The organism is Massilia sp. TSP1-1-2 (assembly GCF_049896185.1).
GTDB lineage: Bacteria > Pseudomonadota > Gammaproteobacteria > Burkholderiales > Burkholderiaceae_D > Telluria_A.
Genome location: NZ_JAFCTU010000015.1, coordinates 41,008 through 65,921 on the forward strand (window position 1 = coordinate 41,008; position 24,914 = coordinate 65,921).

Annotated in this window: 17 protein-coding genes; 9 read left to right on the forward strand and 8 right to left on the reverse strand. The window is 63.7% G+C overall.

What is annotated here, in order from left to right:
* Positions 1 to 21: 21 nt before the first annotated feature.
* The 8 genes from ACP7BV_RS14805 to ACP7BV_RS14840 form a co-directional block, all read right to left on the reverse strand.
* The gene (locus tag ACP7BV_RS14805; protein ID WP_426104845.1) at positions 22 to 2,421 is read right to left on the reverse strand and encodes a penicillin acylase family protein; all 2,400 of its coding nucleotides are present in this window, start codon (positions 2,419 to 2,421) and stop codon (positions 22 to 24) included.
* Positions 2,422 to 2,459: 38 nt separating this feature from the next.
* Positions 2,460 to 4,094: a DUF418 domain-containing protein gene (locus tag ACP7BV_RS14810; protein ID WP_426104847.1), complete on the reverse strand. Its 1,635-nt coding sequence runs from the start codon at positions 4,092 to 4,094 to the stop codon at positions 2,460 to 2,462.
* Between the two features lie 137 nt (positions 4,095 to 4,231).
* Positions 4,232 to 5,983: a DUF418 domain-containing protein gene (locus ACP7BV_RS14815; protein WP_426104848.1), complete on the reverse strand. Its 1,752-nt coding sequence runs from the start codon at positions 5,981 to 5,983 to the stop codon at positions 4,232 to 4,234.
* A gap of 230 nt (positions 5,984 to 6,213) precedes the next feature.
* Entirely contained in the window at positions 6,214 to 7,137 is a 924-nt protein-coding gene (locus tag ACP7BV_RS14820; protein ID WP_426104850.1) for a diguanylate cyclase, read from the reverse strand.
* Entirely contained in the window at positions 7,134 to 11,279 is a 4,146-nt protein-coding gene (locus ACP7BV_RS14825; protein WP_426104852.1) for a response regulator, read from the reverse strand. The genes ACP7BV_RS14820 and ACP7BV_RS14825 overlap by 4 nt, the downstream gene beginning before the upstream one ends.
* A gap of 248 nt (positions 11,280 to 11,527) precedes the next feature.
* Positions 11,528 to 12,787, reverse strand: coding sequence for an acyl-CoA dehydrogenase family protein (locus ACP7BV_RS14830; RefSeq protein ID WP_426104854.1), 1,260 nt, complete (start codon positions 12,785 to 12,787; stop codon positions 11,528 to 11,530).
* On the reverse strand, positions 12,784 to 13,863 hold the full coding sequence (locus ACP7BV_RS14835; protein WP_426104954.1) for a phosphotransferase: 1,080 nt from the start codon (positions 13,861 to 13,863) through the stop codon (positions 12,784 to 12,786). The genes ACP7BV_RS14830 and ACP7BV_RS14835 overlap by 4 nt, the downstream gene beginning before the upstream one ends.
* A 90-nt stretch (positions 13,864 to 13,953) precedes the next feature.
* Positions 13,954 to 14,652 carry a histidine phosphatase family protein gene (locus ACP7BV_RS14840; protein ID WP_426104856.1) on the reverse strand — a complete coding sequence of 233 codons (699 nt, stop codon included), beginning with the start codon at positions 14,650 to 14,652 and terminating at the stop codon, positions 13,954 to 13,956.
* A 306-nt stretch (positions 14,653 to 14,958) separates the two neighbouring features.
* Between ACP7BV_RS14840 and ACP7BV_RS14845 the strand changes: the two genes are divergently transcribed.
* The 9 genes from ACP7BV_RS14845 to ACP7BV_RS14885 all read left to right on the forward strand — a co-directional run bounded on the left by ACP7BV_RS14845 (position 14,959) and on the right by ACP7BV_RS14885 (position 24,820).
* Positions 14,959 to 16,662: a GspE/PulE family protein gene (locus tag ACP7BV_RS14845; protein ID WP_426104857.1), complete on the forward strand. Its 1,704-nt coding sequence runs from the start codon at positions 14,959 to 14,961 to the stop codon at positions 16,660 to 16,662.
* A 1-nt stretch (position 16,663) separates the two neighbouring features.
* On the forward strand, positions 16,664 to 17,896 hold the full coding sequence (locus ACP7BV_RS14850; protein WP_426104859.1) for a type II secretion system F family protein: 1,233 nt from the start codon (positions 16,664 to 16,666) through the stop codon (positions 17,894 to 17,896).
* 19 nt (positions 17,897 to 17,915) lie between these two features.
* Positions 17,916 to 18,458: a type II secretion system protein gene (locus ACP7BV_RS14855; RefSeq protein ID WP_426104861.1), complete on the forward strand. Its 543-nt coding sequence runs from the start codon at positions 17,916 to 17,918 to the stop codon at positions 18,456 to 18,458.
* Positions 18,459 to 18,481: 23 nt separating this feature from the next.
* Positions 18,482 to 19,090, forward strand: coding sequence for a type II secretion system protein (locus tag ACP7BV_RS14860; RefSeq protein ID WP_426104863.1), 609 nt, complete (start codon positions 18,482 to 18,484; stop codon positions 19,088 to 19,090).
* Positions 19,091 to 19,187: 97 nt separating this feature from the next.
* The gene (locus ACP7BV_RS14865) at positions 19,188 to 19,745 is read left to right on the forward strand and encodes a pilus assembly FimT family protein (protein ID WP_426104865.1); all 558 of its coding nucleotides are present in this window, start codon (positions 19,188 to 19,190) and stop codon (positions 19,743 to 19,745) included.
* Positions 19,735 to 20,349, forward strand: coding sequence for a type IV pilus modification PilV family protein (locus ACP7BV_RS14870; protein ID WP_426104867.1), 615 nt, complete (start codon positions 19,735 to 19,737; stop codon positions 20,347 to 20,349). The genes ACP7BV_RS14865 and ACP7BV_RS14870 overlap by 11 nt, the downstream gene beginning before the upstream one ends.
* The gene (locus tag ACP7BV_RS14875) at positions 20,346 to 21,233 is read left to right on the forward strand and encodes a type II secretion system protein (RefSeq protein ID WP_426104869.1); all 888 of its coding nucleotides are present in this window, start codon (positions 20,346 to 20,348) and stop codon (positions 21,231 to 21,233) included. Before ACP7BV_RS14870 ends, ACP7BV_RS14875 begins: the two co-directional genes overlap by 4 nt.
* Positions 21,230 to 21,703, forward strand: coding sequence for an agglutinin biogenesis protein MshP (locus tag ACP7BV_RS14880; protein WP_426104870.1), 474 nt, complete (start codon positions 21,230 to 21,232; stop codon positions 21,701 to 21,703). The genes ACP7BV_RS14875 and ACP7BV_RS14880 overlap by 4 nt, the downstream gene beginning before the upstream one ends.
* A gap of 12 nt (positions 21,704 to 21,715) precedes the next feature.
* The gene (locus ACP7BV_RS14885; RefSeq protein WP_426104872.1) at positions 21,716 to 24,820 is read left to right on the forward strand and encodes a DUF6701 domain-containing protein; all 3,105 of its coding nucleotides are present in this window, start codon (positions 21,716 to 21,718) and stop codon (positions 24,818 to 24,820) included.
* The last annotated feature ends 94 nt before the right edge of the window (positions 24,821 to 24,914 follow it).

The following is a 24,914-nucleotide window of genomic DNA, read 5'->3' on the forward strand; positions in this document are numbered from 1 at the left end:
GGCTGCATTCAACCCCCAGCGCTACCGTCCCGGCACCAAATCAATCCTCAACTCCGCAGCCGCCTCCACCGCCGCTCTTGAATAAAGCAGCGGAAAATACTCCCCGCCGGCCCACTTGGGTGCCAGATCGCGGTAATGCGCGCTCTCCGGGTCGCCCGACTGGCCCGGCATGTTCATCGCGCGCGAATTGTCCCAGTTGCCCACATCAACCACCACCCGGAACGACGGCCCGTTGTTCTGCACAAAGTCCGTGTTGCGATAGCTCGACTGGTTCACCGTGTAGGCGCCGCCCTGCACGGCAATCGGCCCCACATTGAGCTTCGCGCGCAGCGCCTGGTCGGCGCCGGCGCCCAGCGCGTGCATGGGATACAGGGTGTGCAGCCGCCCCCATTGCCACGCCGCCGCATCCGGTCCCTGCATCCGTTCCATGTCCGCATACGCCGCCACCAGGCTGCCCAGCAGCACCTGGTCGCGCACCGCCGCGCCATCCTTGCCCAGGCGCGAGCCCGGGCGCTCAAGGGTATCGATCAGTACCGTGGGGTCCGGCGCGGGCACGCTGGCCGCGTCTTTTGCGCCCAGCACGGCGTGCGTGAAGGCGCCGCCCAGATAGCGCGACCACCACACCTCGTACAGCGCCGCCGCGCCCGAATCGCGCCGTTCCTGGTAGTCCCAGTCCTTGAGCAGGCGCAGTGCCGCGGCGCCGCGCGCATCCATCGTCACCAGCGGCTTGAGCAACGCCACCATGCGCCGCGCCGGCACCGAATACACATCGTTTTGCAGCCGCATCGCGTCTTCAATGCCGCTCTTGCCGCTGCGCGATAGCTGCTCCTGCAAACGCGTGTAGCGGCCATTGTGCGGCCACTCGAAACCGAGTTTGCGTTCCTTGTACGGGAACGCGGCGGGGATGTTCATTTCGTTGGCCGAGGCGAACCAGCCGGCCTTGGGATTGTACGAAAACGGCAGCTTGTCGCCGGACAAATAGCCGGCCCACTCGTAGCGCCCGTCGCCGGGCACGGGCATCAGGCCGTCCCAGTTGGGGCGAATCGGCACCAGGCCGCCGGCCACCCAGCCGATATTGCCGTCGGTGTCGGCATACACCTGGTTTTCGGTCGGCGCGCCCCAGTGCTTCATGGCGCGCCGAAATTGGGCAAAGTCGCGCGCGCGCATGTAGTCGATGCTGCCGAAGTAGGGCGCCATGCCGGGCGCCATCCAGCCGGTGCGCACCGCAAAGGCGCGCCGCTTGTCCGGCTCCGAGAAAATCAGCGGGCCGTGGCGCGTGAAATTGAGCTCCACGGTCACCGGCGCCTGGCCGCGCACCGCGATCGTTTCGCGCACCGTCTGCATGTTCTCCCAGGCGCCGCGGTATCGGTATTGCCTGGCGTCGGCCGGATTGAGCTCGTACACGTACAGGTCTTCCTGGTCGATGCTGAAAATGGTCAGGCCAAAGGCGATTTTGCCGTTGTGGCCGATCGAAATACCCGGCAGCGCCGGCTCGCCCGCACCGATCACGTCCAGTCCCGGCGCCGACAAATGCGCAATATAGCGCAGCGACGGCGCCGAGTAGGCGCGGTGCGGGTCATTGGCCAGGATCGCGCGTCCGGTCGTGGTGCGCCGGGGCGCTATCACCCAGTTGTTGCTGCCTTCCATGGACGCGTCCTGGTCTGGCGCGCTCGCCGTCAAGGCGGCCAGCGGCGCGGACGGCGCCACATCGCCGACGACGACCGCCTGAGTGGCCAGCGTAAACACGTCCAAGAGCTTGGGCGGCAGGCACGGGTCCAGGCCCTGCGGCACCTTGGTGACCCAGGCCGGTGTCAAGCCGTAGCGAATCTGGTCGGCAGCCAGGCCCGACTTGCACACCGTGTTCGCGCGCGCCACTTCCGCGAGCAGGTTGCGCGTCAAGCCGTGGCTGCGGATGCGCACCACGTCGGCCGCCGACCATTTGGAAGGCGTATAGCCAAGCCGGCGAAACTCGAACGGCATCTGCGCGGGATGCGCGGCCAGGTAGTCTATATAGGCGTTGATGCCGGCCACAAAACGGCCCGTCACCGCTTCGGCGCCGTCGCCGTAGGCGTGCCACTCCTGCTGCATGTCGCCCCGGTACAGGAACAGCCGCGCAGCCCGGTCCTGGTCCACGTAGCTGCGGCCAAAGACCGATGCCAGTTGCCCCAGGCCGCGCAGGCGCCACAGGTCGATCTGGAACAGGCGGTCGCGCGCCGCATTGAAGCCCTGGACGAAAAACAGGTCGTCTTCGCTGGCGGCATACAGGTGGGGGACACCCCAGCGGTCTACCAGGATGCTGGCGTTTTGCTTCAGGCCCGGCAGCGCAATGGCGCGCGCGGGCGCGCCTGCCAGTGCCTGCGAGGCGTCCAGGAGGAACAGGCCCGCAACCAGTGCGGCAACAATGCGAACGCGAGAAACCATGCAGTATTCTTTCTTCAAAGCTGGGTCGGGCGCGACGGTCAGGCCGGGCGCAGGGGGAGGTTGGCGGCGCTCGCAATGCGCATGGCGGGCAGCTGCCAGTAAGTGATCGCGCGCCACAGCCACTCCATGGGGCCGTAGCGCCATCTCGACAGCCACCAGTGGCTGAACGGAATTTGCAAGGCAAGCATTGCCACCACACAGGCCAGTTGCCACTTGCGTTCAATGCCGTAGTAGCCCAGGCCGTAGCCGTAAAAGACCAGCGTGAAGAGCACGCTGTGGGTCAGGTAGTTGGTCAGCGCCATGCGGCCGAACGGGGCCAGCACGGCAATGCGCGCGAACGGCGAGCGGCTGTGCAGCATCACGACCACCAGGCCCACGTAGCCCAAGCAAGCGGGCAGGTTGCCAAGGCGCAGCAGACCCGTGGCCAGGATGTGCCCGTCCAGCGTCCCCGGCACGGCGCGCACGGCGATAGTCGCGCCCAGCAGGCCCAGCCCTATTCCAAGCGGCAAGCCGAACAGGGCCAGCTTGCGAAACAGCGGCAAGTGCGCGCCGGCATTGGCGATCACGCCGGAACGGACAAACCACAAGCCGAGCAGGAACATGCACACGATAATGGTTGAAAAGCCGAACTGGCCCGGCGCATGGGCGATAAAGCGTGTGCTGCGCATGGCCACGGCGTCGGCATAGCTGCCCTTGGTCAGCACGGCCACCTCGCCCGCCATTTCCGCCTTGTGTTCGGTGATCGCCTTGGCGCGCTCCGCGCTGCGCAGGGCGGCGGCGGGGCTTGGGGCGCCGGCGGCCACCGGTTCCGGAAAATAATACTGGCCGGCGCCAAAGCCGATCAGCATCAGGCAGCTGAACACGTACATGGCAACGCCGATCCGCCACGGCCGGGCCGCCACCGGCGCGTGGTAGCGTATCATCAACAGGCTAAGCAGCAGCACCATGCTGCCCACGATAGGCATCATGACCTTCGCTTCGCGCGGCAGGCCAGGAATCAGAAAGCCGGCCGCAATGGCCGCAGCCGCGGCCATCATGTTTAGGCGCGTGACGATCTTGAAAACCGGAACGCTGCGCTTGGACACGTCAATGTGCTGGGGGCAGCGCAGGTACCAGGCCATCCAGCCGAAGTAGGCCAGGCAGCCGGCGATCTGATAGGTCCACGTCAGTTTCAGAAGCAGGCCGGCGGCCCCCAGCAGCGCAATGGCGAGCACGATGAACTTGCCGCGCCCAAACAGCACAACGAGCAGGCAGAGTGCTGCGACCGAGTAGCTGAACAGGATATCGCCGCTCCACACCAGGATGCCGTGCAGGGCGCCGAACACGGCCAGCGCCGTGATCCTGCGCAAATACGGCACAAGGAAATTGCGCCCGGCCGTTTCGGCGCGGGTCAGCATGACGCCAAAGCCCATGCCGAACAACAGCGAAAACATGGTCCAGAATTTGCCGATGACAAAATATTGGACAAACAAGCTGAAAACCAGGTTGGCCCCGGAAAGTCCGGTCGGGATGCCGCTACCGATGTCGGACGTGGGCCGGTTGAAAAATTCTATGTTCATCAGCAAAATGCCGATCAGGGCAAACCCGCGCACGACGTCCAGTGCGGCAATGCGCTCGCCGCGTTCCAGCGGGGCCAGCAGCATGGACGGGTGGGTGTCGACAGATGTGGCCAAGGTTGCCCCTTTGCGTATATTTTTATGAGCTTGCATAGTACGTAATGACAGCGCCGCACAGCAAATGATTTTGCGGCGCGGCGCGTTTTTAATCGGCAAGGCAAGAGGGCGGACCAGCCGGTCCGCCCCAGTTTGAATCAGGCCACCTGAAGCGCGGGGCCTTGGCTGCTGGCCGGCCTGACGCGCATGGCAGGGATTTGCCAGTAGGTGATCGCGCGCCACAGCCACTCCATCGGACCGTAGCGGAAGTGCTTGAGCCACAGGTGGCTCAGCGGCACTTGCACCACCACCATGGCGATCACACAGCCCAGCTGGCCGATGCGTTCGAGGCCGAACAGGCCAAGTCCATAACCGTAGAAGAGCGTCGAAAAGACCAGGCTGTGGGTCAGGTAATTGGTCAAGGCCATGCGGCCAAACGGGGCGAGCACCTTGATGCCGGCGAACAGGCCGCTGTTGAGCATGAGCACAATCACGCTGACATAGCCCAGGCAGGCTGGCAGGTTGCCCAGCATCAGCAGGCCAGAGGCAAACTGGTAACCGTTCGGCGTACCGGGCGTGGCGTGGGTGGTAATTTGCGAACCGATCAGGCCCAGGCCCACGCCGAACGGCAGCGCAAACAGCGCCAGATTGCGAAACAGCGGCAGGTGCGCGCGGGTATTGGCCATCACGCCCGAGCGGACAAACCACAGGCCCAGCAGGAACATGCCGATCAGCACGGTGGCGAAACCGACTTCGTTGGGTGCGTGCTCGACAAACTGCGCGGCGCGCATCTTGACGCCGTCAGCCCAGCTGCCCTTGGTCAGTACCTTGATTTCGGTGTCCATCTTGGTCTTGCGCTCGGCCAGGCGTTCGTCTCGCTTCTGGCGCCGCTCGGCAATGCGCTCGGCGTCAGTTTGCGGCTTTTTGGCGGCGACGGCGCCTTTGACGGCGCCTTTGACGGCGGGAGCTGGCGTGGACACGGTGGTGGCAGCTGCCGGAGCAGCGACGGGCGCGGTCCCCGCCGCGCTCATTTTGGCAATCACTGCGTCGTCCGGGTTGGGAAAGTAATACTGGGTCGCGCCGATTGCCGCCATCATGAAAAAGCTGAATGCGTACACGCCGACGCCGATGCGCCATGGACGCGCTTGGACGGGGTTGTGAAAGCGTGCCATCAAGATGCCCAGCACCAGGAAGGCGAAGCCGGAGATCGACAGGCCAAATTTGGCTTCGCGCGGCAACGATGGAACCAGCAAGCCGACCAAGAGGGCCGCGACCGAGACGACCATGATCAGGCCGACGACGATCTTAAAAATCGGTACGTTCTTGCCAAACATGCGAATCTGGTCCGGGCTGCGCAGAAGCCAGGCCGTAAAACCGAAGAAGGCAACACCGCCAGCAACGCCGTAAGCCCAGTCCAGGCCGGGGATAAAACCCACGCCGATCAATACGGGGATGCTGAGGAAAATGAACAGCGCGCGCCCGTACAGCACGATCAACAGGGCGCTGGCCGCCACCGCATAGCTGAACAGGATGTCGCCGCTCCACAGAAAAATATGGTGCAGCGCGCCAAAGGTGGCCAACGCGGCGATCCGGCGCAGATAGGGAACGATGAAGTTGCGCTGCGCCGTTTCGGCCCGCATCAGCATCACGCCAAAGCCCATGCCGAACAGCAGCGAGAACATGGTCCAGAACTTGCCAACGACGAAATACTGGACAAAGTAGCTGAACCACAAGTTAGCGCCCGACAAGCCTTGCTGCATGCCGCTGCCGATGTCGGTGGTGGCGCGGTTGAAAAACTCGATGTTCATCAAGAGGATGCCAATCAGCGCGAAGCCGCGCACGACGTCGAGCGCGGCGATGCGCTCGGTGCCGGCGACGGGCGCGAGCGGCTTGTTCAGGTCTGTTGTCATGGGTTAGCGCCTTCCAGGGATTGAAGTGTTGTCAATTTGGATGGTACGTAAACACAAGAGGTAGCGGGCGCAATTTGCGACGAAACGCTCTTTTTCGGGAGCAGGCGGCGAAATTACTCAGTCGAAATACAAGCTAAGCTTGCATATGCATGGCTGGTTCCGGACGTGCCTGCGTTGCAGGCAGCCAGGCAGGGAGACATAAAGAGGCGCAGGCAGACGCGCACACTTCTTCAGCCCTTGGCGCCCGTCAGATAGCGGTTGCGCCCCCGCGCCTTGGCTTCGTACAGCAGCGCGTCAGCCGCCTTGATCAGTTGGCCCGGATCAGTCAGTTCGCTCGGCATCTCGCTTGCCACGCCCATGCTGACCGTCAGTTGCCGGCAGCCCGACGAATGTTCATGGGCGATGTTCAGTGCGGCGATTTCCTCGAGCACCCTGCGCGCCACCGCTTCAGCGCCGGCCAGGTCTTCCTGCGGCAGCAAGACGGCAAACTCTTCGCCACCGTAGCGCGCCACCATGTCTTGCGGGCGCATCGCCGCGCGCCGCATGGCCGCGCCCACCTGCTGCAGGCAGGCGTCGCCGGCCTGGTGGCCGTAGTGGTCATTGAACAGCTTGAAATGGTCGATGTCGACCAAAATCAAGGCAATCGACATGCGCGCGCGCGCGCAGCGGCGCCATTCGCCCTGCAGCTTTTCATCAAAGGCGCGCCGGTTCGATACGCCCGTCAGGCCGTCGGTGAGCGTCAGTGCGCGCAGTACGTCGCTCTGGCGCTTGACGGTGAGCTGGGTGCGCACGCGTGCGCGCACCACCGCCGCGTTGACCGGTTTGCTGATGAAGTCCGCCGCGCCGGCGTCGAGCGCGCGTGTTTCGTCTTCGGGGGTCTTGAGGGCGGTGACGAAAATGATGGGAATGTCGCGCGTGACGGCCGACGCGCGCAGCGCCGCGCACACCGCGTAGCCGTCCATGTCGGGCATCACGGCGTCAAGCAAGATCAGGTCGGGCAACTGGTTCTGGGCGATAAGCAGCGCCTTGGCGCCGTTCATGGCAAACAGCACATCGTACTCATCTTGCAGCGCATGGTGCAGAATCTGGATGTTTTCCATCGCGTCGTCCACGATCAGGACGCGCCCCTTTTGTGCGATATCGTTCCAGCTCATGGCGTACCTTTTCTATTCATTAGTTCCCGGATCTGCTCCGCCGCGCCGGGGAAGGCCAGTGTGGCGACCGACTCTGCCAAGGACGCCATCTCGTCCGGCGCGGTCACGGCGGCCAACTCGGCGCGCAGCGCTTCAAACTCGGCCATGGCCTTCAGGTCGCTATTTTGAAGTAATCCGAGCAGATCCGCCAGTCTGCTGTGCAGCGCGCGCCCATCGCCCTTCGGCGCGGCCGTTTCAACGCCGCGCGGCATGTCGAGCTGGCGCGCGGCCGCCATCAGCCTGGCCAATTCGCCGTCGAGCACATCGAGCCGCTCGATCAGGTCGGCCATGCCGCCGCTGCGCAGTGCGTGTTCAAAGTCGAGCGCCAAGGCCGCAAAGTCGGCCGCGCCAAGGTTGGCAGCCACACCGCGCAGCCGGTGCACCAGCGCGACCGGCGCTTCACGCTCGCCCGCGCGCAGCAGCTGGCGCACCTCGGCCAGCGTGCCGCCCTGGGAACGCTCGAATCGCTTGAACAAGGTGACAAAATTGCCAAAGTTGCCGCCGAAACGGGGCAGCGTGGAGCGCAGATCGATGCCCGGAATGCTGGCCGGCAGCGGCGTGGCATGGTCGGTGCCGTGGTAGCCGGTGCGCACCGGTGCGCCCGGTGCCTCGGGAGCGCCGCCGGTCACCCGCACCACCGTCTCGATCAAGCTGTCGACGTCGATCGGCTTGGAGATGTGCGCGTTCATGCCGGCCTGCATGGCACGCGCGCGGTCGTCTTCCATCACGTTGGCCGTCATGGCAATGATCGGCAGGTCGGCCATGCCCATCTTGCGGATCGCCTCGGTCGCCTCGTAGCCGTTCATCACCGGCATCTGGATATCCATCAGCACCGCATCATAGCGGGTGGGCGTGGCGCTGAGCATCTCCACTGCGACCCGGCCATCGCCCGCAATATCGACCGCCGCGCCGGCGTGCAGCAGCAGGTAGTTGGCCACTTCCTGGTTGAGCTGGTTGTCTTCGACCAGCAGCACGTAGATGCCGGCCAGGCGTCCGGCCAGCGCCTGCGCCTGGCCGGGCGCCCCCTGCGCCCGGCCGGTGTGCAGTTCGACCAGGGCCGCGATCAGCGCTTCGCGGGTAACCGGCTTGAACAGCGTGGCGTCCAGTTTCAAGTCTTCCGACAGCATCGCCAGCTGTTCGCGCGTGGGCTCGGCCACCATCAGCGCGGTGCGCGGCAGTTCCACGCCGCGCTCGGCGCGCGCATGGGTCAGCACTGAAATGCCGTCCAGTTCCGGCATGGCCGCGTCAATCAGCATGAAGTCGTAGTGCCGCTGCGGCCCATTGGCCGCGCGCAGCATCGCGAGCGCCTGGTGGCCGTCGGCGGCGGTGTCGACATGCCAGCCGAAGGCGGTGCACTGGGCCGCGAGCGCCGCGCGCGCGCTGGCGTTGTCGTCAACCACCAGCAGCCAGCGTTCGGCCAGGCCGGGCAGGTCCGGCAGGGCGGCCAAGGGCGCCCCGACCGGCGCGCCGAAAGTCGACTCGAAAAAGAACTCGGCGCCCTTGCCAGGTTCGCTGGTAACGCCGATGACCCCGCCCATCAGGGCAACCAGGCGGCGGCAGATGGCCAAACCCAGGCCGGTGCCGCCGTATTTGCGGCTGGTCGAGCTGTCGGCCTGGGAAAAAGCGGCGAACATGTGCCCCTGGTGTTCGCTCGCAATCCCGATGCCGGTGTCGCGCACCGAAAAGGCGAGCGTGATATGGTCGTCGGCCACGGCGCCGGCGGCGCGGATCGTCAACACCACCTCGCCCTGTCCGGTAAACTTGATGGCGTTGCTGACCAGGTTGAGCAGCACCTGCTCGAGCCGCATTGGGTCGCCCGTCAACTGCAGGGGCACGTCCGGCGCCACGGCGAACACCAGTTCCAGGCCCTTGTTGGCGGCGCTCGGGGCTAGCAGCACGGAAATGCTGTCAAGTACCTGGTCGAGCCGGAACGAGGTGTATTCGAGCATCAGCTGGCCAGCCTCGATCTTGGAAAAATCGAGTACATCGTTCAGGATGCCCAGCAGCGAGCGGGTCGACATCTTGATCTTGGCCACATAGCTGCGCTCGCGGCGCGCCAGCGGCGACTCTTCGAGCAGGCGCGCCAGACCCATGATGGCGTTCATCGGGGTGCGAATCTCGTGACTCATGTTGGCCAAGAATTCACTTTTCGCGCTGCTGGCCCTTTCGGCCCGGTCCAGCGCGTGCGCCAGCTGCTCGTTAAGGGACTGCAAACGCGCTTCGCCGGCGATGCGCTCGCTGATGTCCCGTACCGTGGCCTGGATCACGCCCTTGCCGCCCGCGTTCAGGCTGGTAAGCAGGATATCGGCATGAAACAGCGAACCGTCGATGCGCTGGTGCAGCCACTCGAACTGGTGGCTGCCGCGCTCGAGGGCGTAGCGGATGAACTGCTCGGCCTTCTCGTCCGAGCGGCGCCCGTCGGGCTGGAATTCGGGCGAGGTGGCCGCCGGCGAGAGCGTCATCAGCTGCACCACGTCGGTACAGCCGAACAGCACGGCGGCGGCGCGGTTGCCGCCCACGTAGCCATCGTTGAGCGTGAGCAGCATGTGGGCGTCGCCCGACATTTCGTAGAGCACGTGGAATTGCTCGCTGACGTCGCGCAGCTTGTCGGAGAGCTGCTTTCGTTCGCTCACATCGACCACCAGGCCCGACACGCCCACCAGCTTGTGGTCCTTGTTAAAGATTGGATGGTAGCTCACGATCCAGTGGTGCTCGACGCCCGGCTCGGACGGCACTTGACCGTGGGACTCGATTGCCAGCAGCGCCGTCTGGGTGTCGCGCACCGTGCGGTAAGCCTTTTCGTATTCCACGCCCTGCTCGCCGAGCAGTTCGGGCAGCGTCTTGCCGATGTGGTCGGCCACGGGAAGGTTATTGATCGCGGCCAGGTAGTCGTTGACCATCACCACCCGCAGGTCGGTGTCGAGCATGGCCAAGCCGGCGGGCGCCGTCGCATACACGTTGGCGATCAGCGCATTGGCGTTTTCCAGTTCCTCGGTCCGCTCGCGCACCCCGTCTTCGAGCCCGGCGCGAAAGCGCAGCAGTTCCTGCTCCACGTGGCGCAGCGCGGAACCGACTTCGGCCGCTTCGCGGATGTCCAACTCGGGAATGAGCACCGGTTCGCCGCGACCGAGCGCGATGGCAGGTTCCCTCAGCGCCCGCATCGAGCGCCCGATGCGTGCACCCATGCGCCAGGCCATGGCAAAGCCGATCACCAGCAGCGCACCAACGCTCAGAAATACGCTGGCCAGCGAATTTCTGAGCGTTTCGTTGGCGGCGGCGCGCGGCACGTCGATCGCCGCCACCCAGCCCCGCTGCGGCAGGCGCGTGTAGACCAAAAACACGGGCAGGCCATCGCGCGCGGTCAGTTCCAGCGTGCCCGCATCGGCGTTGGCCAGCGCGGCGGCCAGGGCCGGTTTGGCCCGCGTGCCGATATGCTCGGGCGCGCCGACGGCGCTTGTGCTGGTGTTCGTGATGGTGACGTTGGCGCCGTCATAGACGGCGGCCGACCACTGCGCGGGCAAGTGCAGCGCGGGCAGCAGCGTGCCCAGGCGCGCCGGCGCGATGTGAGCCGAGAGCACGTAGCGCACCGCGCCGTCGACGCGCACCGGTATTTCGATCGAGAGCAGCCATTGCTGGCCGGGCCCGAGGTGGGCAAGGTTGGACGTTGCGACCAGGCCGCTGGCGGCGGCGCGCACGATCGAGGCCGCGTTCGGGTTGGGCGGCAGGGTGGCACCAGGGTCGAAGCCGGTATGCGCCAGCGGCCGGCCGGTGGTGTCGCTGAGCACAAAAGCGTTGGCCGGCAAGCCTGCATCGAGCATGGCGCGGGCATGGGCGCGGAAGGCATCGAGCTGGCCCGTTTGCAGACTGGGCGAAGTTGCCAGCGCGCGCCCGGCGATCTCGGTTGTATCGAGCTCGCGTTCGAGTTCGCTGCGCAAGGCTTGCGCGATGCGCTCGGCTTCGTGCAGCAGGTTGGCCCGTTCGCGCTGGAACGAGTCGAAGGCGAGGGTGCCAAAGCCGATCAAGGACGGCACCAGGCCGGCAAGCACCAGCTTGGCCGTCTTGGCGCGGATCGAAGGTTGGGTATGACGTCGCTTTAAGTGCACCGGTACTGCCTCCGCCACATCACGGCGCCGCGGAAGCGGCACCATATGCCTGATGGTAGCCGAGAGCAAGCTTTCTTGGTAGTACTTTACGAAAGCGCTGTGGTGCGCAGGGGCAGGCGGCGCTTGGCGGAATGCGCGCTGCGCGCTTTTCCGCCCTACAGTTTGCCACCCCGACATATGTCATGACAACCGTGGCATCTCGTGCACGGTAGGGCGCATTGCGCCAAGCGCCGCCCGCGCCTTGCGCTCTACGACCGCGTCACCGGCAACGCCAAACTTTCGCCAAGCTTTATATGCTTGGCCAGCTCCAGCTTGGCAATCGCATTGCGATGCACCTCGTCCGGACCGTCGGCCAGGCGCAGCGTGCGATTGCCCGCCCACTGGTAAGCGAGCGGGAATTCGTCCGACACGCCAGCGGCCCCATGCGCCTGGATCGCCCAGTCCAGCACCTGCTGCGCCACATTCGGCGCCAGCACCTTGATCATGGCGATCTCGGCTTGCGCGTGTTTGTTGCCTACGGTATCCATCAGCGAAGCCGTCTTGAGCGTGAGCAAGCGCGCCGTGTCAATCTGGATGCGCGACTCGGCGATGCGCTCGCGCCAGATGCTCTGGTCCGAAATCTTTTTGCCAAACGCGACCCGGCTGCCCAGACGCACGCACATCAATTCCAGCGCGCGCTCGGCCACGCCAATGGCGCGCATGCAATGGTGAATCCGGCCAGGCCCCAGGCGCCCCTGCGCGATTTCAAAACCGCGCCCTTCGCCCAGCAGCAGGTTCGAGGCCGGCACCCGCACATTCTCAAAGGTGATTTCGCAATGCCCGTGCGGAGCGTCGTCGTAGCCGAACACGGGCAGCGGGCGCACGATGGTGATGCCCGGCGTGTCGGCCGCGCACAGGATCATCGATTGCTGCGCATGGCGCGCCGCGCTCGGGTCGGTTTTGCCCATCACGATAAAAATCTTGCAGCGCGGGTCGCCCGCGCCGGAAATCCACCACTTGGTGCCGTTGATGACGTAGTCGTCGCCATCGCGCTCGATGCGCGTCTCGATATTGGTGGCGTCGGACGAGGCAACGCCCGGCTCGGTCATCGCAAAGGCCGAGCGCATTTCGCCGCGCAGCAAGGGTTCGAGCCACTGCTGCTTGTGCTCTTCGGTACCGAAGCGCTCGATGGTTTCCATATTGCCCGTATCCGGCGCGGCGCAATTGAATACTTCCGGCGCCCACACCACGCGGCCCATGATTTCGCACAGCGGCGCATAGTCAAGGTTGGACAAGCCTTCCGGCGCGCGCGCCGACTTGGGCAGGAACAGATTCCACAAGCCTTGTTCGCGCGCCAATGGTTTGAGGCGTTCGATCAGCTCGGTGGGGATCCAGCGATTACCTTTGGTAATGCCATTGTGATCAACTTCCTGTTTAAACATCTTTTCGTTCGGATAGATGTGTTCGTCCATGAAGGCCAGCAGGCGGCCCTGGAGTTCCTTGCAGCGGTCGGAATAGTCGAAGTTCATGCTTGATCCTTGGAAAGTGAGATTGCGCGCTGCGCGTATGTCCAGCCCAGTTCGGCCATCGGCCGCGCGGCCTTGCCGTTCTCAAGCGCCTGGGCGCTGGAGGCGGTGCCGTCGACATAGCGTTTCATGATGCCCTGCATGATGCCGGCCAGCCGGAACATGTTATAAGCCAGGTAGAAATTGAAGTCTTCGATGCGGATCGTCTTGCCGGTGCGCGCGCAATACGAGGCGATGTATTCTTCCTGGCTGGGAATGCCCATTTCCTTCAGGTCCAGCCCGGCAATGCCGCGGAACTGGCCGGGCGCGATATGCCAGCTCATGCAATGGTAAGAAAAATCGGCCGCCGGATGGCCCAGCGTCGACAATTCCCAGTCCAGCACGGCGAGAATGCGCGGCTCGGTGGGGTGGAAGATCATGTTGTCGAGGCGAAAGTCCCCGTGCACGATAGCCGTGTCGTCGCCCGCTGGAATATGCTGGGGCAGCCAGGCAATCAACTGGTCCATCGCGTCGATGGTTTCCGTGGCCGAGGCCTGGTACTGGCGCGTCCAGCGTTCGATCTGGCGCGAGAAATAATTGCCGGGTTTGCCAAAGTCGCCCAGGCCGATGGCCTGGTAGTCGGTGGTGTGCAGCCGGGCGATCACGCGGTTCATTTCATCATAGATGGCAGCGCGCTCGGCCGGCGTCATGCCGGGCAGCGATTGGTCCCACAGCACGCGCCCGTCGATGAATTCCATCACGTAAAAGGCGCGCCCGATGACTGTTTCATCCAGGCAGAGCGCGTATTGGCGCGGAGCGGGAAAGCCAGCCTTGTTGAGCGCGTCCATGACCTTGAACTCGCGGTCGATGGCGTGGGCCGAGGGCAACAGCTTGGCGGCCGGGCCGGGCTTGGTGCGCAGCACGTAATGCTGGCCGCCTGCCGTAATTTTGAAGGTCGGGTTGGACTGGCCGCCCTTGAACTGCTCCACACTTATCGCACTTGCCGGGCTGCCCGGATAACCCTCCACGTGCTGGCGCATGTACGCGTCGAGCGCGTCCACGTCGAAGCGCTGGCGCTCCGATACCGGTTTGGTCCCCATCATTTCTTCGAACACAAGCTTCTCCCTGGAATTGGTAGCCTTATTCTAGCCGATGAAAAGCACGCCCGTACTATTTATTTGTGGCGGCCTTCAGCGCGATTTGCGGTATTGCTCGTATAACTGTTCCATCGTTGTGCTGCGGGTGTCGCCTTGCAGCGGGGCAGGCGGCGCGTAATTCATGAAGCGCAGCACCCAGTCGGCGTCGGCTTCGCCCACGTCGAGCGCGTTGATGCAGCCGGCCGTTTGCGCCAGCGCGCCCAAAAACATGCGCTGGCCCGTCAGTGCCAGCGACAGGATCGCACAGTTGACGCCGCCGTGCAGTACCAGCAGCACCGTGTCCCAGCCGGAATCGGCCCGCAAGCGCGTGACGGCGGGATGGATGCGGTCCATCAGTTCGCCGACCGATTCGCCGCCCAGAAAGCGCTTGTCTTCGCCGACCATGCCTTCAAAGGCGCCGGTAAAGGCGGCTTTCAGGTCGGCATCAAGGATGGTGGAGAGGCGACCGCCGCGGATTTCTTCGAGCTCGGGCCAGGTTTCGAGGGGGATGTGCTGGCCCGTTTCCGCCAGCACGCGCTTGGCAGTTTCCACCGTGCGCGGCAGGCCGGAGACGATCACGCGGTCGAAGCTGACCTGGTGCTCGGCGAAGAGGCGGCCGGCGGCGCTGGCCTGGGCGCGGCCCAGTTCATTCAAGGGAACCAGTTCGGGGAGGACGGGTTTGCCGGCGGCGTCGAAGTAGGTGACGCTGCCGTGGCGCATGAGGTAGATGCGACGGCGGGGGGAGGGGGGCATATAAGTTCCGAGGTGTGAGCGCCCCCTACGTCGTCCTTGCGAACACGGGGACCCAAGGAACATTTGCTCTGTCCAGCCGTTCTATGGGTCCCCGCGTTCGCGAGGACGATGTGGGGGTGAGCTTGCGTTGTTTGATGCTGTTCTTTTTAATTCTAGCCGATGATCGCCTTGCCTGTTGAATAAGCGATAGTGTCGCGGTTTCACAATGCCTGGGCACACCCGACACACAAAATCATTCCTTATGACAAAATTTATTCGTTTCTGGCATAGAATGGTTCGCAACATGCATAACGCGAGGGTAAGCCCATGGCAAGACCAGAAAAAGTCCGACTAGGCGAAATCCTTGTTCAACAAAAGCTCTTGTCCGAAGATCAACTCGGCCTTGCGCTGCAAGACCAGAAGCGCACCGGCCGCAAGCTCGGCCGCGTGTTCGTCGAGAGCGGCTACGTCACCGAGGAACAGATCTCCGGCGCGCTGGCCAAGCAGCTCGACATCCCGTACATCAACCTCAAGTTCTACAATACCAATCCGGATATCGTCCGCCTGCTGCCCGAAACGCAGGCGCGCCGGTTCCGCGCGCTGGCGCTGGAAGACCGGCGCGGCGCGCTGCTGGTGGGCCTGGCCGATCCGACCGACCTGTTCGCGTACGACGAAATCACGCGCCTGGTCAAGCGCAACATCGAGCTGGCCGTCGTCAACGAAACCGAAGTGCTGGCCGCGATCGACCGCATTTACCGGCGCACCGACGAAATCACCGATTTTGCGCGCGAGCTGGAACAAGACCTGGGCGACTCGCTGGTCGACTTTGGCGCCATGGCCACCAATCCGGGCCTGGAAGAGGCGCCCATCGTCAAGCTGCTGCAGTCCGTGTTCGACGACGCCACGCAAGTGCGCGCCTCCGACATCCACATCGAGCCGCAAGAGGCGCGCTTGCACATCCGCTTTCGCATCGACGGCGTGCTGCACCTGCAGACCGAGGCCGACATCAAGATCGCCACCCCGCTGGCGCTGCGCTTGAAACTGATGTCGGACCTGGACATTTCCGAAAAACGCTTGCCGCAAGACGGCCGCTTTGCCATCAAGGTCAAGCAGCAGCGCATCGACGTGCGGATTTCCACCATGCCCACCCAGTACGGCGAATCGGTGGTCATGCGGCTGTTGAACCAGGGCGGCACCACCTTGCGCCTGGACGCCATCGGCATGCCCATGAAGCTGGTGGAGCGCTTTCGCGACATCGTGCAGCGCCCCAACGGCCTGGTGCTGGTAACGGGGCCCACCGGTAGCGGCAAGACCACCACGCTGTATTCGGCGCTGGCCGAACTGAACTCCACGGAAAAAAAGTTGATTACCGTGGAAGACCCGGTCGAATACCGGCTGGCCGGCATCAACCAGGTGCAGGTCAACGACAAGATCGAGCTGACGTTCGCGCGCGTGCTGCGCTCGGCCCTGCGGCAAGACCCGGACATTGTGCTGGTGGGCGAGATGCGCGACCAGGAAACCGCGCAGATCGGCCTGCGCGCCGCGATGACGGGTCACTTGGTGCTCTCTACCTTGCACACCAACGACGCGGCCAGCACGCCGCTGCGGCTGATGGACATGGGCGTGCCGCGCTACATGGTGGGCAGCGCGCTGCAGGCGGTGCTGGCGCAGCGCCTGGTGCGCAAGATCTGCGAGAGTTGCACCGCGCCCTACGAACTGCTGCCGGCCGAACGCCAGTTCCTCAAGTCGGAACTGGGCGACAGGGTCGATACCATCAGCTATTTCGCCGGCAAGGGCTGCTCGCATTGCAACGGCATGGGCTACCGCGGCCGGACCGGCGTGTACGAATTGCTTGAGATGACGAAGGAAGTGGTGGACGCGGCCAACAACCCGGACCCGGCGCACTTTTTGCGCGCCGCGCACGCCGAAATGAAGGGCGAAACGCTGCGCCGCCATGCGGTGGCGCTGATCGTGCAAGGTCGCACGACTGTGTCGGAAGCTATGCGCATCAGTAACCAGTTAGAGGATTGACGTGCCGTACTTCGCCTACAAGGGACGCAACACGCGCGGCGAGATGATGCAGGGCGTGCTGGAGGGCGCCGACACCAGCGCCGTGGCCAACCAGCTATTTACCACCGGGGTCACGCCGGTGGAAATCGTCGAGGCCAAAAAGCCCGTGGTGGCCGCCAACAAGGAAGGCGTGGTGGCCGCCTTCATGGAGCGCAAGGTCACCTCGATGGACGTGCAAATGTTCAGCCGCCAGCTCTATACGCTGCTCAAATCGGGCGTGCCGATCATGCGCGGGCTGACCGGCCTGCAGGAGTCATGCACCAGCAAGTCCTTCGCGCGCGTGATCGGCGACCTGCGCGAGTCGCTCGACTCGGGGCGCGAACTGTCGTCGGCCATGCGCCGCCATCCGGAAATTTTCGATAATTTTTACCTCAGCATGGTGCGCGTGGGCGAGATGACGGGCCGCCTTGAAGACGTGTTCCTGCGCCTGTTCGACCACTTGGAGTTCGACCGCGAAATGCGCCAGCGCGTCAAGGCGGCGCTGCGCTACCCGATGTTCGTCGTGATCGCCATGATCGGCGCCATCGCCGTGGTTAACGTGTTCGTCATCCCCCAGTTCCAGAAAGTGTTCGACAGCTTTCACACCGAGCTGCCGCTGGTCACGCGCCTGCTGGTGGGCTTTTCCAAGTTCACCGTCACGTACTGGCCGCTCATTTTGGGCATGGTCGGGGTCATCTGGTTCATCACGCGCAGCTGGGTGAACACGGAAAAAGGCCGCTACGAATGGGACCGGCGCAAGCTCAAGCTGCCGATCGCCGGCAAGATCATCCTGAAGGGGACGATGTCGCGCTTCGCGCGCAGCTTTGCGCTCGCTTCCCGCAGCGGCGTGCCCATCGTGCAGGGCTTGACGACGGTGTCGCAGACGGTCGACAACGCCTATTTGTGCGCGCGCATCGAACAGATGCGCGACGGCGTCGAGCGCGGCGAGAGCATCCTGCGCACCGCCAAGGCGGCCGGGGTGTTTACGCCCATCGTGCTGCAGATGATCGCTGTGGGCGAGGAAACCGGTTCGCTCGACGAACTGATGGACGAAATCGCGCAGATGTACGAGCGCGAAGTCGACTATGAACTGAAAACGCTGGGCGCGCAGATCGAACCGATTTTGATCGTCTTCCTGGGCATCATGGTCACCATTCTGGCGCTGGGTATCTTCCTGCCGATCTGGGATCTGGGCAAGGCGGCGATGAACAAATGAGCAAATAACGCATGAACACATGAACCATCGAGAGCGCGGTTTTTCCCTGTTCGAACTGGCCGTCACGGCGGCCATCATCGGCGTGCTCGCCGGCGTGCTGCTATCGCGCATCCAGCTGTACCAGGAAGAGGCGGAACGGGTGGCTATGGAGAGTGTCGTCGGCGTCCTGCGCAGCGCGCTGTCGATGAAGGCGGGACAACTGGTGGCGCAGGGAAAACAGGACCAACTGAGCAAACTGACAAGTATCAACCCGATGGATCTGTTGGCACAAAAGCCAGCAAATTACCTTGGTGAGTTCAATTCGCCACAAAAAGAAAAAATTTCCCGTGGGAACTGGTATTTCAATCGAAAAAAATTACTCCTCGTGTATATTGCAAGGACTGGTGCAACTTTTCAGGTCTCAGATCCAAGGCAGTTCGAGTTCAAAATCGACGTCCTGAGAGACATGGATGGCGCAGACGGCCCAAAACCTGCCGAGACGTCAAATAGCACGACGATAGAGGGAGTGGTGTTGAATCGCATTCCCAGTAGTCTCAGCAAGCAAGCAATTTTGCCTAAATAACCAAGTGTCGTAGGAGCTAAATAATGAAAACCACCCAAATGATTCGCAAGCAGGCCCAGGCCGGCTTTACCCTCATCGAGCTGATCGTCGTGATCGTCATCCTCGGCATCCTGGCCGCTACCGCACTGCCGCGCATGTTCGACATGTCCGGTCAGGCGCGCCTGGCTAAAATGCAAGCTGCGCTGGGCGCCGTCAAGGCGGCTTCGGCCAGTGCTCACGCACAGTGGCTGGTCAGTGGCGGGCAGCTGGCTTGCGCCACCTGCGGCTCGCCAAGCGGCTCCCAACCGGGCACGACAGTCATCGGCGAAGGCAAGACGATCGTCATGCTGGCCGGCTACCCTGACGTTGGCGGTGATGGCTTGGCCAACGCCGCGACTGTTGTCGGCACCAACAGCGGCATCATCATCGCTTCGGGCTTGTCTTCCCAGGATTATGATCTGACAACGCTTGACACGGCTTTGACCACACCAGTGGCATCGAAAAACAATCTGACTGTTGCTGCCGATTCGGCGCACCCCAAGTGCCGCTTCACCTATATCGAAGGTAGCCAGACCGATAACGGCACCTCCCAGCCTACCGCTGTCGCATCTTCGTACAAGTCGGACGAGCTGATCCCTGCAAACTGCAACTGATCGCCCGGCCAGCGGGTCGTGAGTCCGCTAACAAAAACAGGCCAAGTAATTGGCCTGTTTTGCTTTGCAAATTGAAAGCAGTCAACAGGTGTTACCGATGACGATCACGCGACGTGTGCCTTACCTGCCGAGCATGGCTGCCCAGCGCGGCTTTACGCTGGTCGAACTGATTGCGGTGATCATCATCGTCGGCATCCTCGGTTCCTTTGCCGCCACCCGTTTTATAGGCCGCGCCAGCTTCGACTCGGTCGCTTTCGCCGATCAAAGCGCCGCGCTGCTGCGCTATGCACAGAAAGTGGCAGTCGCACAAAACCGTTATGTCTACGCGCGAGTGCAGGCAAACGGTATCGCGCTGTGTTACGACAGCGGTTGCACAAGCGGCAATCGCGTGCTCGCGCCTGGAGGCACCAATAGCAACAGCGCCGCCAACAAGCTGGCCTGCGCTGACACGGCCTGGGCCTGTGAGGCGCCGCCCTCGCAGGTGAGGATCACGCCGCTGGCCTTGTTCTATTTCGACGCGCTGGGCAAGCCTTTTCTTGCGACCGACGTGCCGCCCACAGCAGTCTCGTTGTTTACAACGCGTGCCTTTACCGTCACGGCCGACACCTCGGTTCGCACCATCACCATTGAAATGGAGACCGGTTATGTGCACTAGCAATCGGTCCCCGGCCCAGCGCGGCCTGTCGATGATCGAGCTGATTGTTTTCATCGTCATCATCAGCGTGGCCGTCGCCGGCGTGACGTCGGTGCTGGCCTACACCACCGGACACAGCGCCGACCCGCTGCAGCGCAAGCAAGCCATGCTGATCGCCGAAGCGCTGGTCGAAGAAGTGAGCCTCGGGCACATGACGTTTTGCCATCCGGACGACGCCGGCGCCGAAACGGCCACCAGCGCGGCCCCCGGCGCCGGCTGCACCGTGGCCGAAACGGTCGGCGTGAGCGCGGGCACGGCGCGCCCTTACTTCAACATCAATGACTATGTGAGCACCTTTGGCGTGGCCACCTCGTTCACCGCCGGCGACAGTACCGGCAAGATCACCGACGTGCTGGGCAACGCAAAATTCAACAACCAATACACGGCCTTGGTCACCATCAAGGCCGACGCTACGCTGGGCCCGGCCGGCGTCACCCAGATCGCCGGCAGCGGCACGGCCGATACCAACTTGCTGCGCATTACGGTGGCCGTCAAATACGGCAATGGCGAGCAAATCGTGCTCGACCGCTATCGCACCCGCTACGCACCGAACAGCACGCCATGAACCTCTTTTCCAACCTGTATCGCCAGCGCGGCGTGACCATGGTCGAGATGATCGCCGTGATCGTGATCACCGGCATTATCGGCGCCGTGGTGGCGGTGTTCATCCGGCTGCCGGTGCAAAGCTACACCGACTCGGTCGCGCGCGCCGCCGCCACCGACGTGGCCGACCTCGCGCTGCGCCGCATCACGCGCGACCTGCGTCTGGCATTGCCTAATTCGGTGCGCGTGACCGGGCCGGCGGCCGGACCCGTGTTTTTGGAATTCCTGCAGACCACGGCCGGTCTGCGCTACCTGGCCGAAGATGATGTCGTCGGCGCTACGCCCCCCGTCAATTACCTGAACTGGAACGACCCGCTCAAGACAAGCTTCGACGTGGTGGGCGTTCTGCCGGCAGACCGCCATGCGCCGGTGGTGGGCAACTTTGTCGTGGTCTACAACTTGGGCGAGGGCCAGGAACCTGCCAATGCCTACAATTGCGCCAGCGCGGCAGGGTGCAATATGGCCGTGATCAGCGCCATCAGCGGCGCCACCATTACCATGGCCAGCAATCCGTTTGCCGCGCAAACGGCGAGCGGGGTGGCCCTGATGTCGCCCGCCAAGCGCGCGTATGTCGTCACCTCGGCCGTGACCTATGGCTGCGACCGCACCACCGGCAAGCTCACGCGCTATTGGAACTATACGATCGTGAAAGACCAGCCGACGAGTTTCAGCGACGGCAACAGCGCGCTGCTCGCTGAAAATATCAGGGGCTGCAATTTCGTGTATGCCAATCTGGCGAACCAGCGCAGCGGTCTGGTCGGCCTGACGATTGATGTTGGCATCGCCGGCCAGACCTCGGCCAAGCTCACGCTCGAGCACCAGATTCACGTGGACAATACGCCATGACCCATTTGCCCATTCACGCTGCGCTGGCCAGTGCGCGCGCGCGCGGCGTCAGCATGCTGACCGCCGTGTTCCTGCTGGTGGTGCTGGCCGGTCTGGCGGCGGCCATTGTCGGCGTGTTCAGCAACCAGCAGAGCGCCGCCGTGCTCGACGTACTGGGAGTACGCGCCGACCAGGCTGCGCGCAGCGGCCTCGACTGGGGCCTGTACCGCCAGTTGCGCTTGCAGGCGCCCACCGGTTCAGTCGCCTGCTTTGCGCCGTCGCCCGTGACCTTTGCCTTGCCGGCCGACAGCGTGCTGGCGAGCTTCAGCGTGACCGTCACCTGCACCCCGGGCACTAACGTGGTGGGCAACACCACCAATCGCTGGACCATCACCGCAGTCGCCTGCAACAAGCCGGTCGCCGGCAGCTGTCTGAATGCCAGTCAGGATGCCGATTATGTGCGGCGGCGCGTGCAAGCCGAGCTCAATTAAATGGAGAATGCCATGGTCGCCCAATCAACCTGGCTTGTACCGCGCGGTGCATGGCGCTCATTGCTGGCGCTGCTGGCGGCGCTGTTGCTGGGGTGCGCCGGCGCCGGCAGCGCCCGCGCCGGCGCCGTCATCACCAATGTGACCTTCAATGGCCAAGGCAACGTCACCGTGGTGCCAGGCGCTACCATCAGCGTCACGCTGTACGTCACCTTGTCCAATGCGCGCTGGCGCAAGACGCAAATTGACACGTCGCCAGTCACGAGCATGACATGCATCGACAACACGGACGTCTCAGCCGACGGCAATTACAGCTTTACATTTAATTATGTTGCGCCAGCGAGTAATGGCCTGTACGACATTTCGTTCTATATTCAGCCAAATGCGAACTGCACTAGCGGCGCTACCGCCACACGTATTCTCACCGGTGCGGTCAAGGTCGACAATACTTTCCCCGTTGTGCTCTCGATCACGCGCGACCTGCCGGACCCGACCAACGCCAGTCCAGTCACCTGGACCGTCACGTTCGACCGTCCCGTCAGCGGCGTCACGCTAAGCGATTTTACGCTGCCGGCCAATGGTGTCGGTGGCACCACACTGTCGGGAACCATCACCAGTAGCAGTGTGTATGTGCTCAGGACACCGAATACGGGCAGCGGGACGCTGGGATTGAACGTGATCGATAACGATTCGATCATCGGCCCCAACGGACTGGCGCTGGGTGGCGCGGGCATTAATAACGGCAACTTTACCGGACAGGTGTATACGATCGACCGCGTGCCGCCCACCTTCACAGTCGTAGGCATCAGTTCGAACAACGCCGTCAGCGCGCTGTTTGCCCGGGTTGGCGAGCGGATCAGCGTGACCTTCACCACCGCCGACGCGAACGGCGTGCAAACACCCACGGCCACCATCAACGGCGCTGGCGCCACTGTCACCGGCGCGGGCAACAGCTGGGTTGCCAGCCGGCTGGTCGTGGCCAGCGACGTGGAGGGACTGGTGGCGTTCAAGCTCGACGTCAATGACGTCGCGGGCAATGCGGCCACCTCGCGCACGAGCGTGACGAACGGTTCCAGCGTAACGATCGACAATACCGCGCCCGTGGCATCCATCGCGTGCGCCAACCCGGCGCTGTGCGGCGCCGCCAATCCGGTATCTGCCGGCCAGGTCAGCTGGAGCGTGACGTTTTCGGAAGCGGTGACGGGCGTGAGCGCGGCCAATTTCACCTTGTCGGGCAGCGGGGCGACGATCGCCTCGGTCAGCGGCAGCGGCACCACCTATACGGTGGTCGCTAACGTCAGCACGGCCGGCGTGGTGGGCTTGAATCTTTCGGCAAACCTGGCCAACGTGCGCGACCGCGCCGGCAACAATCCTGGCGCCAACACTGCCGTCGCGAGCAATAGCTACACCGTTGGCGGCTGTTCGGTGGCGGCCGGCGGCGGCTGCACCTTCGACGCGGTGGAAACCGGCGCCGGCGCGGGCACGCCCATTTTTACCAAGCGCGTCGGCGCCACGGTGACGCTCGATATCCTCGCGCGCAACGGCGCCGCGCTCAATACCGGTTCGAGCGATACCGTGGTCGCGACGCTGGTGGTGGCAGACAAGACCGCCACCTGCGGCACCGTCGCGGTGGCGCCGCCGGTGACGCTGACGTTCGCTCCGGCCAATGGCGGGCGGCGCAGCATTCCCTTCACGCCAAGCCGTGCGGCGCGCGAGGTGCGTGTCAAGCTTGAATCGAGCGGGGTCACGGCGTGTTCATCCGACAATTTCGCGCTGCGTCCCGACGCGTTCTCGCTTGCCTCGGCCGATGCCAACGCGGATGCCGCCGGGGTCAGCTTCATCGCTACGCCGGTGATCAAGGCGGGCACGCAGTTCGGTATCCAGGCCAGCTCTGCCGCCGGCTATGACGGCACGCCGTCATTCGACCAGAACATGGTGAAGGTTCTTACCGGCAACACCAAAGGCGTGCTCAGCGGCAGTTTTGGGGTGGCCAATGCCAGTGGCGTGGCCAGCGGGAACGCGTTTACGTACAGCGAGGTCGGTTACGTCGGCCTGAACAGTTGGGGCGTGTATGACGACGGCAGCTTTGCCGCCGTCGACAGCGCCAAGGGTGAGTGCGTCACCGCCACGCTGGGCGGCGGGACGGCGCCGACCGACCCGAACACAGCCAATGCCGCAGGCAAGCTGGGCTGCTATTTCGGCAGCGCCGCTTCGCCGTATTTCGGGCGCTTCATTCCTGACCACTTCGCATTAAGCGCGGGCACGATCGTGAACCGCAGCGGCTACCCGCTCTGCACCAGCGCCGCCTTCACTTACATGGGCGAAGCGCTGAAGCCGAGTTTTGTACTGACAGCGCAAAACGCGGCCAACGCGACCACGGTGAACTACACGGACACCTTGGCGCGCCTGAATATTCCAACTCAACTTGGCCTGGGCGCGATTGACGACCCGGCTGGGGGCACCCGCCGCCCGCTGGCAGTCTGCGCCGCGACCCCGGTCGGGCCTTGCCTGAACCCCAGCTCGCCCACCGGCAGTTTTTCCAACGGGGTCAGCACTGCCATCGTCGTTCCGTTCATCGTGGAGCGCGCCACCACCGTCGTGGCGCCGTACACAGCGCTGAAGGTCGGCGTCGCACCGATCGATCCGGATGGCGTGCGCATCGCCACCTACAACCTTGATACCGTCAATGTCCCTGTCGGAGCCAATCAGCATGCGCTGGTGGGCTCCACGCAGGTGCGCTACGGGCGCTTGCAAGTGGATAATGCCTACGGTTCCGAATTGCTGAACCTTGGCGTCAAGATCGCGGCCCAGTACTGGAACGGCGCCAGCTACTCCACCAACACGCTCGACAGCTGCACGCCGCTGGGCACAGCGGAGTTCACGCTGACCTTGCACAAGGATCCCCTGAGCACGGTCAACATGGGCGACACGCACATACTGCCCGGTACCCCTATGGCGGGCGGGGCGGGCAGGGTGCTGCTGACCAAGCCGTCGCCGGTGCCCACCGGAAAAGGCAGTGCCGTGCTCAAGTCGAAAAGCCTCATTCTGCCCGGCGGCGGGCGCGTCACCTTCGGCGTGTACAAGTCGGGGCCGGTGATTTACGTGCGCGAGACCTATTAATTGGCCGCTTGTGTCTCATAATCGTTGCCTACGTGAAAATTTTAGGCTTACTTCTATGAATTATGAATATAATCAAGGAGCTAGGGCAGCTTCC

What these genes read in the sequence shown, in the direction of transcription:
- ACP7BV_RS14820 (WP_426104850.1), bottom strand. Translation starts at nt 7,137, where the DNA reads ATGAGCTGGAACGATATCGCACAAAAGGGGCGCGTCCTGATCGTGGAC.
- ACP7BV_RS14830 (WP_426104854.1), bottom strand. Translation starts at nt 12,787, where the DNA reads ATGAACTTCGACTATTCCGACCGCTGCAAGGAACTCCAGGGCCGCCTG.
- ACP7BV_RS14885 (WP_426104872.1), top strand. Translation starts at nt 21,716, where the DNA reads ATGGTCGCCCAATCAACCTGGCTTGTACCGCGCGGTGCATGGCGCTCA.
- ACP7BV_RS14880 (WP_426104870.1), top strand. Translation starts at nt 21,230, where the DNA reads ATGACCCATTTGCCCATTCACGCTGCGCTGGCCAGTGCGCGCGCGCGC.
- ACP7BV_RS14805 (WP_426104845.1), bottom strand. Translation starts at nt 2,421, where the DNA reads ATGGTTTCTCGCGTTCGCATTGTTGCCGCACTGGTTGCGGGCCTGTTC.
- ACP7BV_RS14865 (WP_426104865.1), top strand. Translation starts at nt 19,188, where the DNA reads ATGACGATCACGCGACGTGTGCCTTACCTGCCGAGCATGGCTGCCCAG.
- ACP7BV_RS14840 (WP_426104856.1), bottom strand. Translation starts at nt 14,652, where the DNA reads ATGCCCCCCTCCCCCCGCCGTCGCATCTACCTCATGCGCCACGGCAGC.
- ACP7BV_RS14870 (WP_426104867.1), top strand. Translation starts at nt 19,735, where the DNA reads ATGTGCACTAGCAATCGGTCCCCGGCCCAGCGCGGCCTGTCGATGATC.
- ACP7BV_RS14860 (WP_426104863.1), top strand. Translation starts at nt 18,482, where the DNA reads ATGAAAACCACCCAAATGATTCGCAAGCAGGCCCAGGCCGGCTTTACC.
- ACP7BV_RS14875 (WP_426104869.1), top strand. Translation starts at nt 20,346, where the DNA reads ATGAACCTCTTTTCCAACCTGTATCGCCAGCGCGGCGTGACCATGGTC.
- ACP7BV_RS14835 (WP_426104954.1), bottom strand. Translation starts at nt 13,863, where the DNA reads ATGGGGACCAAACCGGTATCGGAGCGCCAGCGCTTCGACGTGGACGCG.
- ACP7BV_RS14845 (WP_426104857.1), top strand. Translation starts at nt 14,959, where the DNA reads ATGGCAAGACCAGAAAAAGTCCGACTAGGCGAAATCCTTGTTCAACAA.
- ACP7BV_RS14815 (WP_426104848.1), bottom strand. Translation starts at nt 5,983, where the DNA reads ATGACAACAGACCTGAACAAGCCGCTCGCGCCCGTCGCCGGCACCGAG.
- ACP7BV_RS14855 (WP_426104861.1), top strand. Translation starts at nt 17,916, where the DNA reads ATGAACCATCGAGAGCGCGGTTTTTCCCTGTTCGAACTGGCCGTCACG.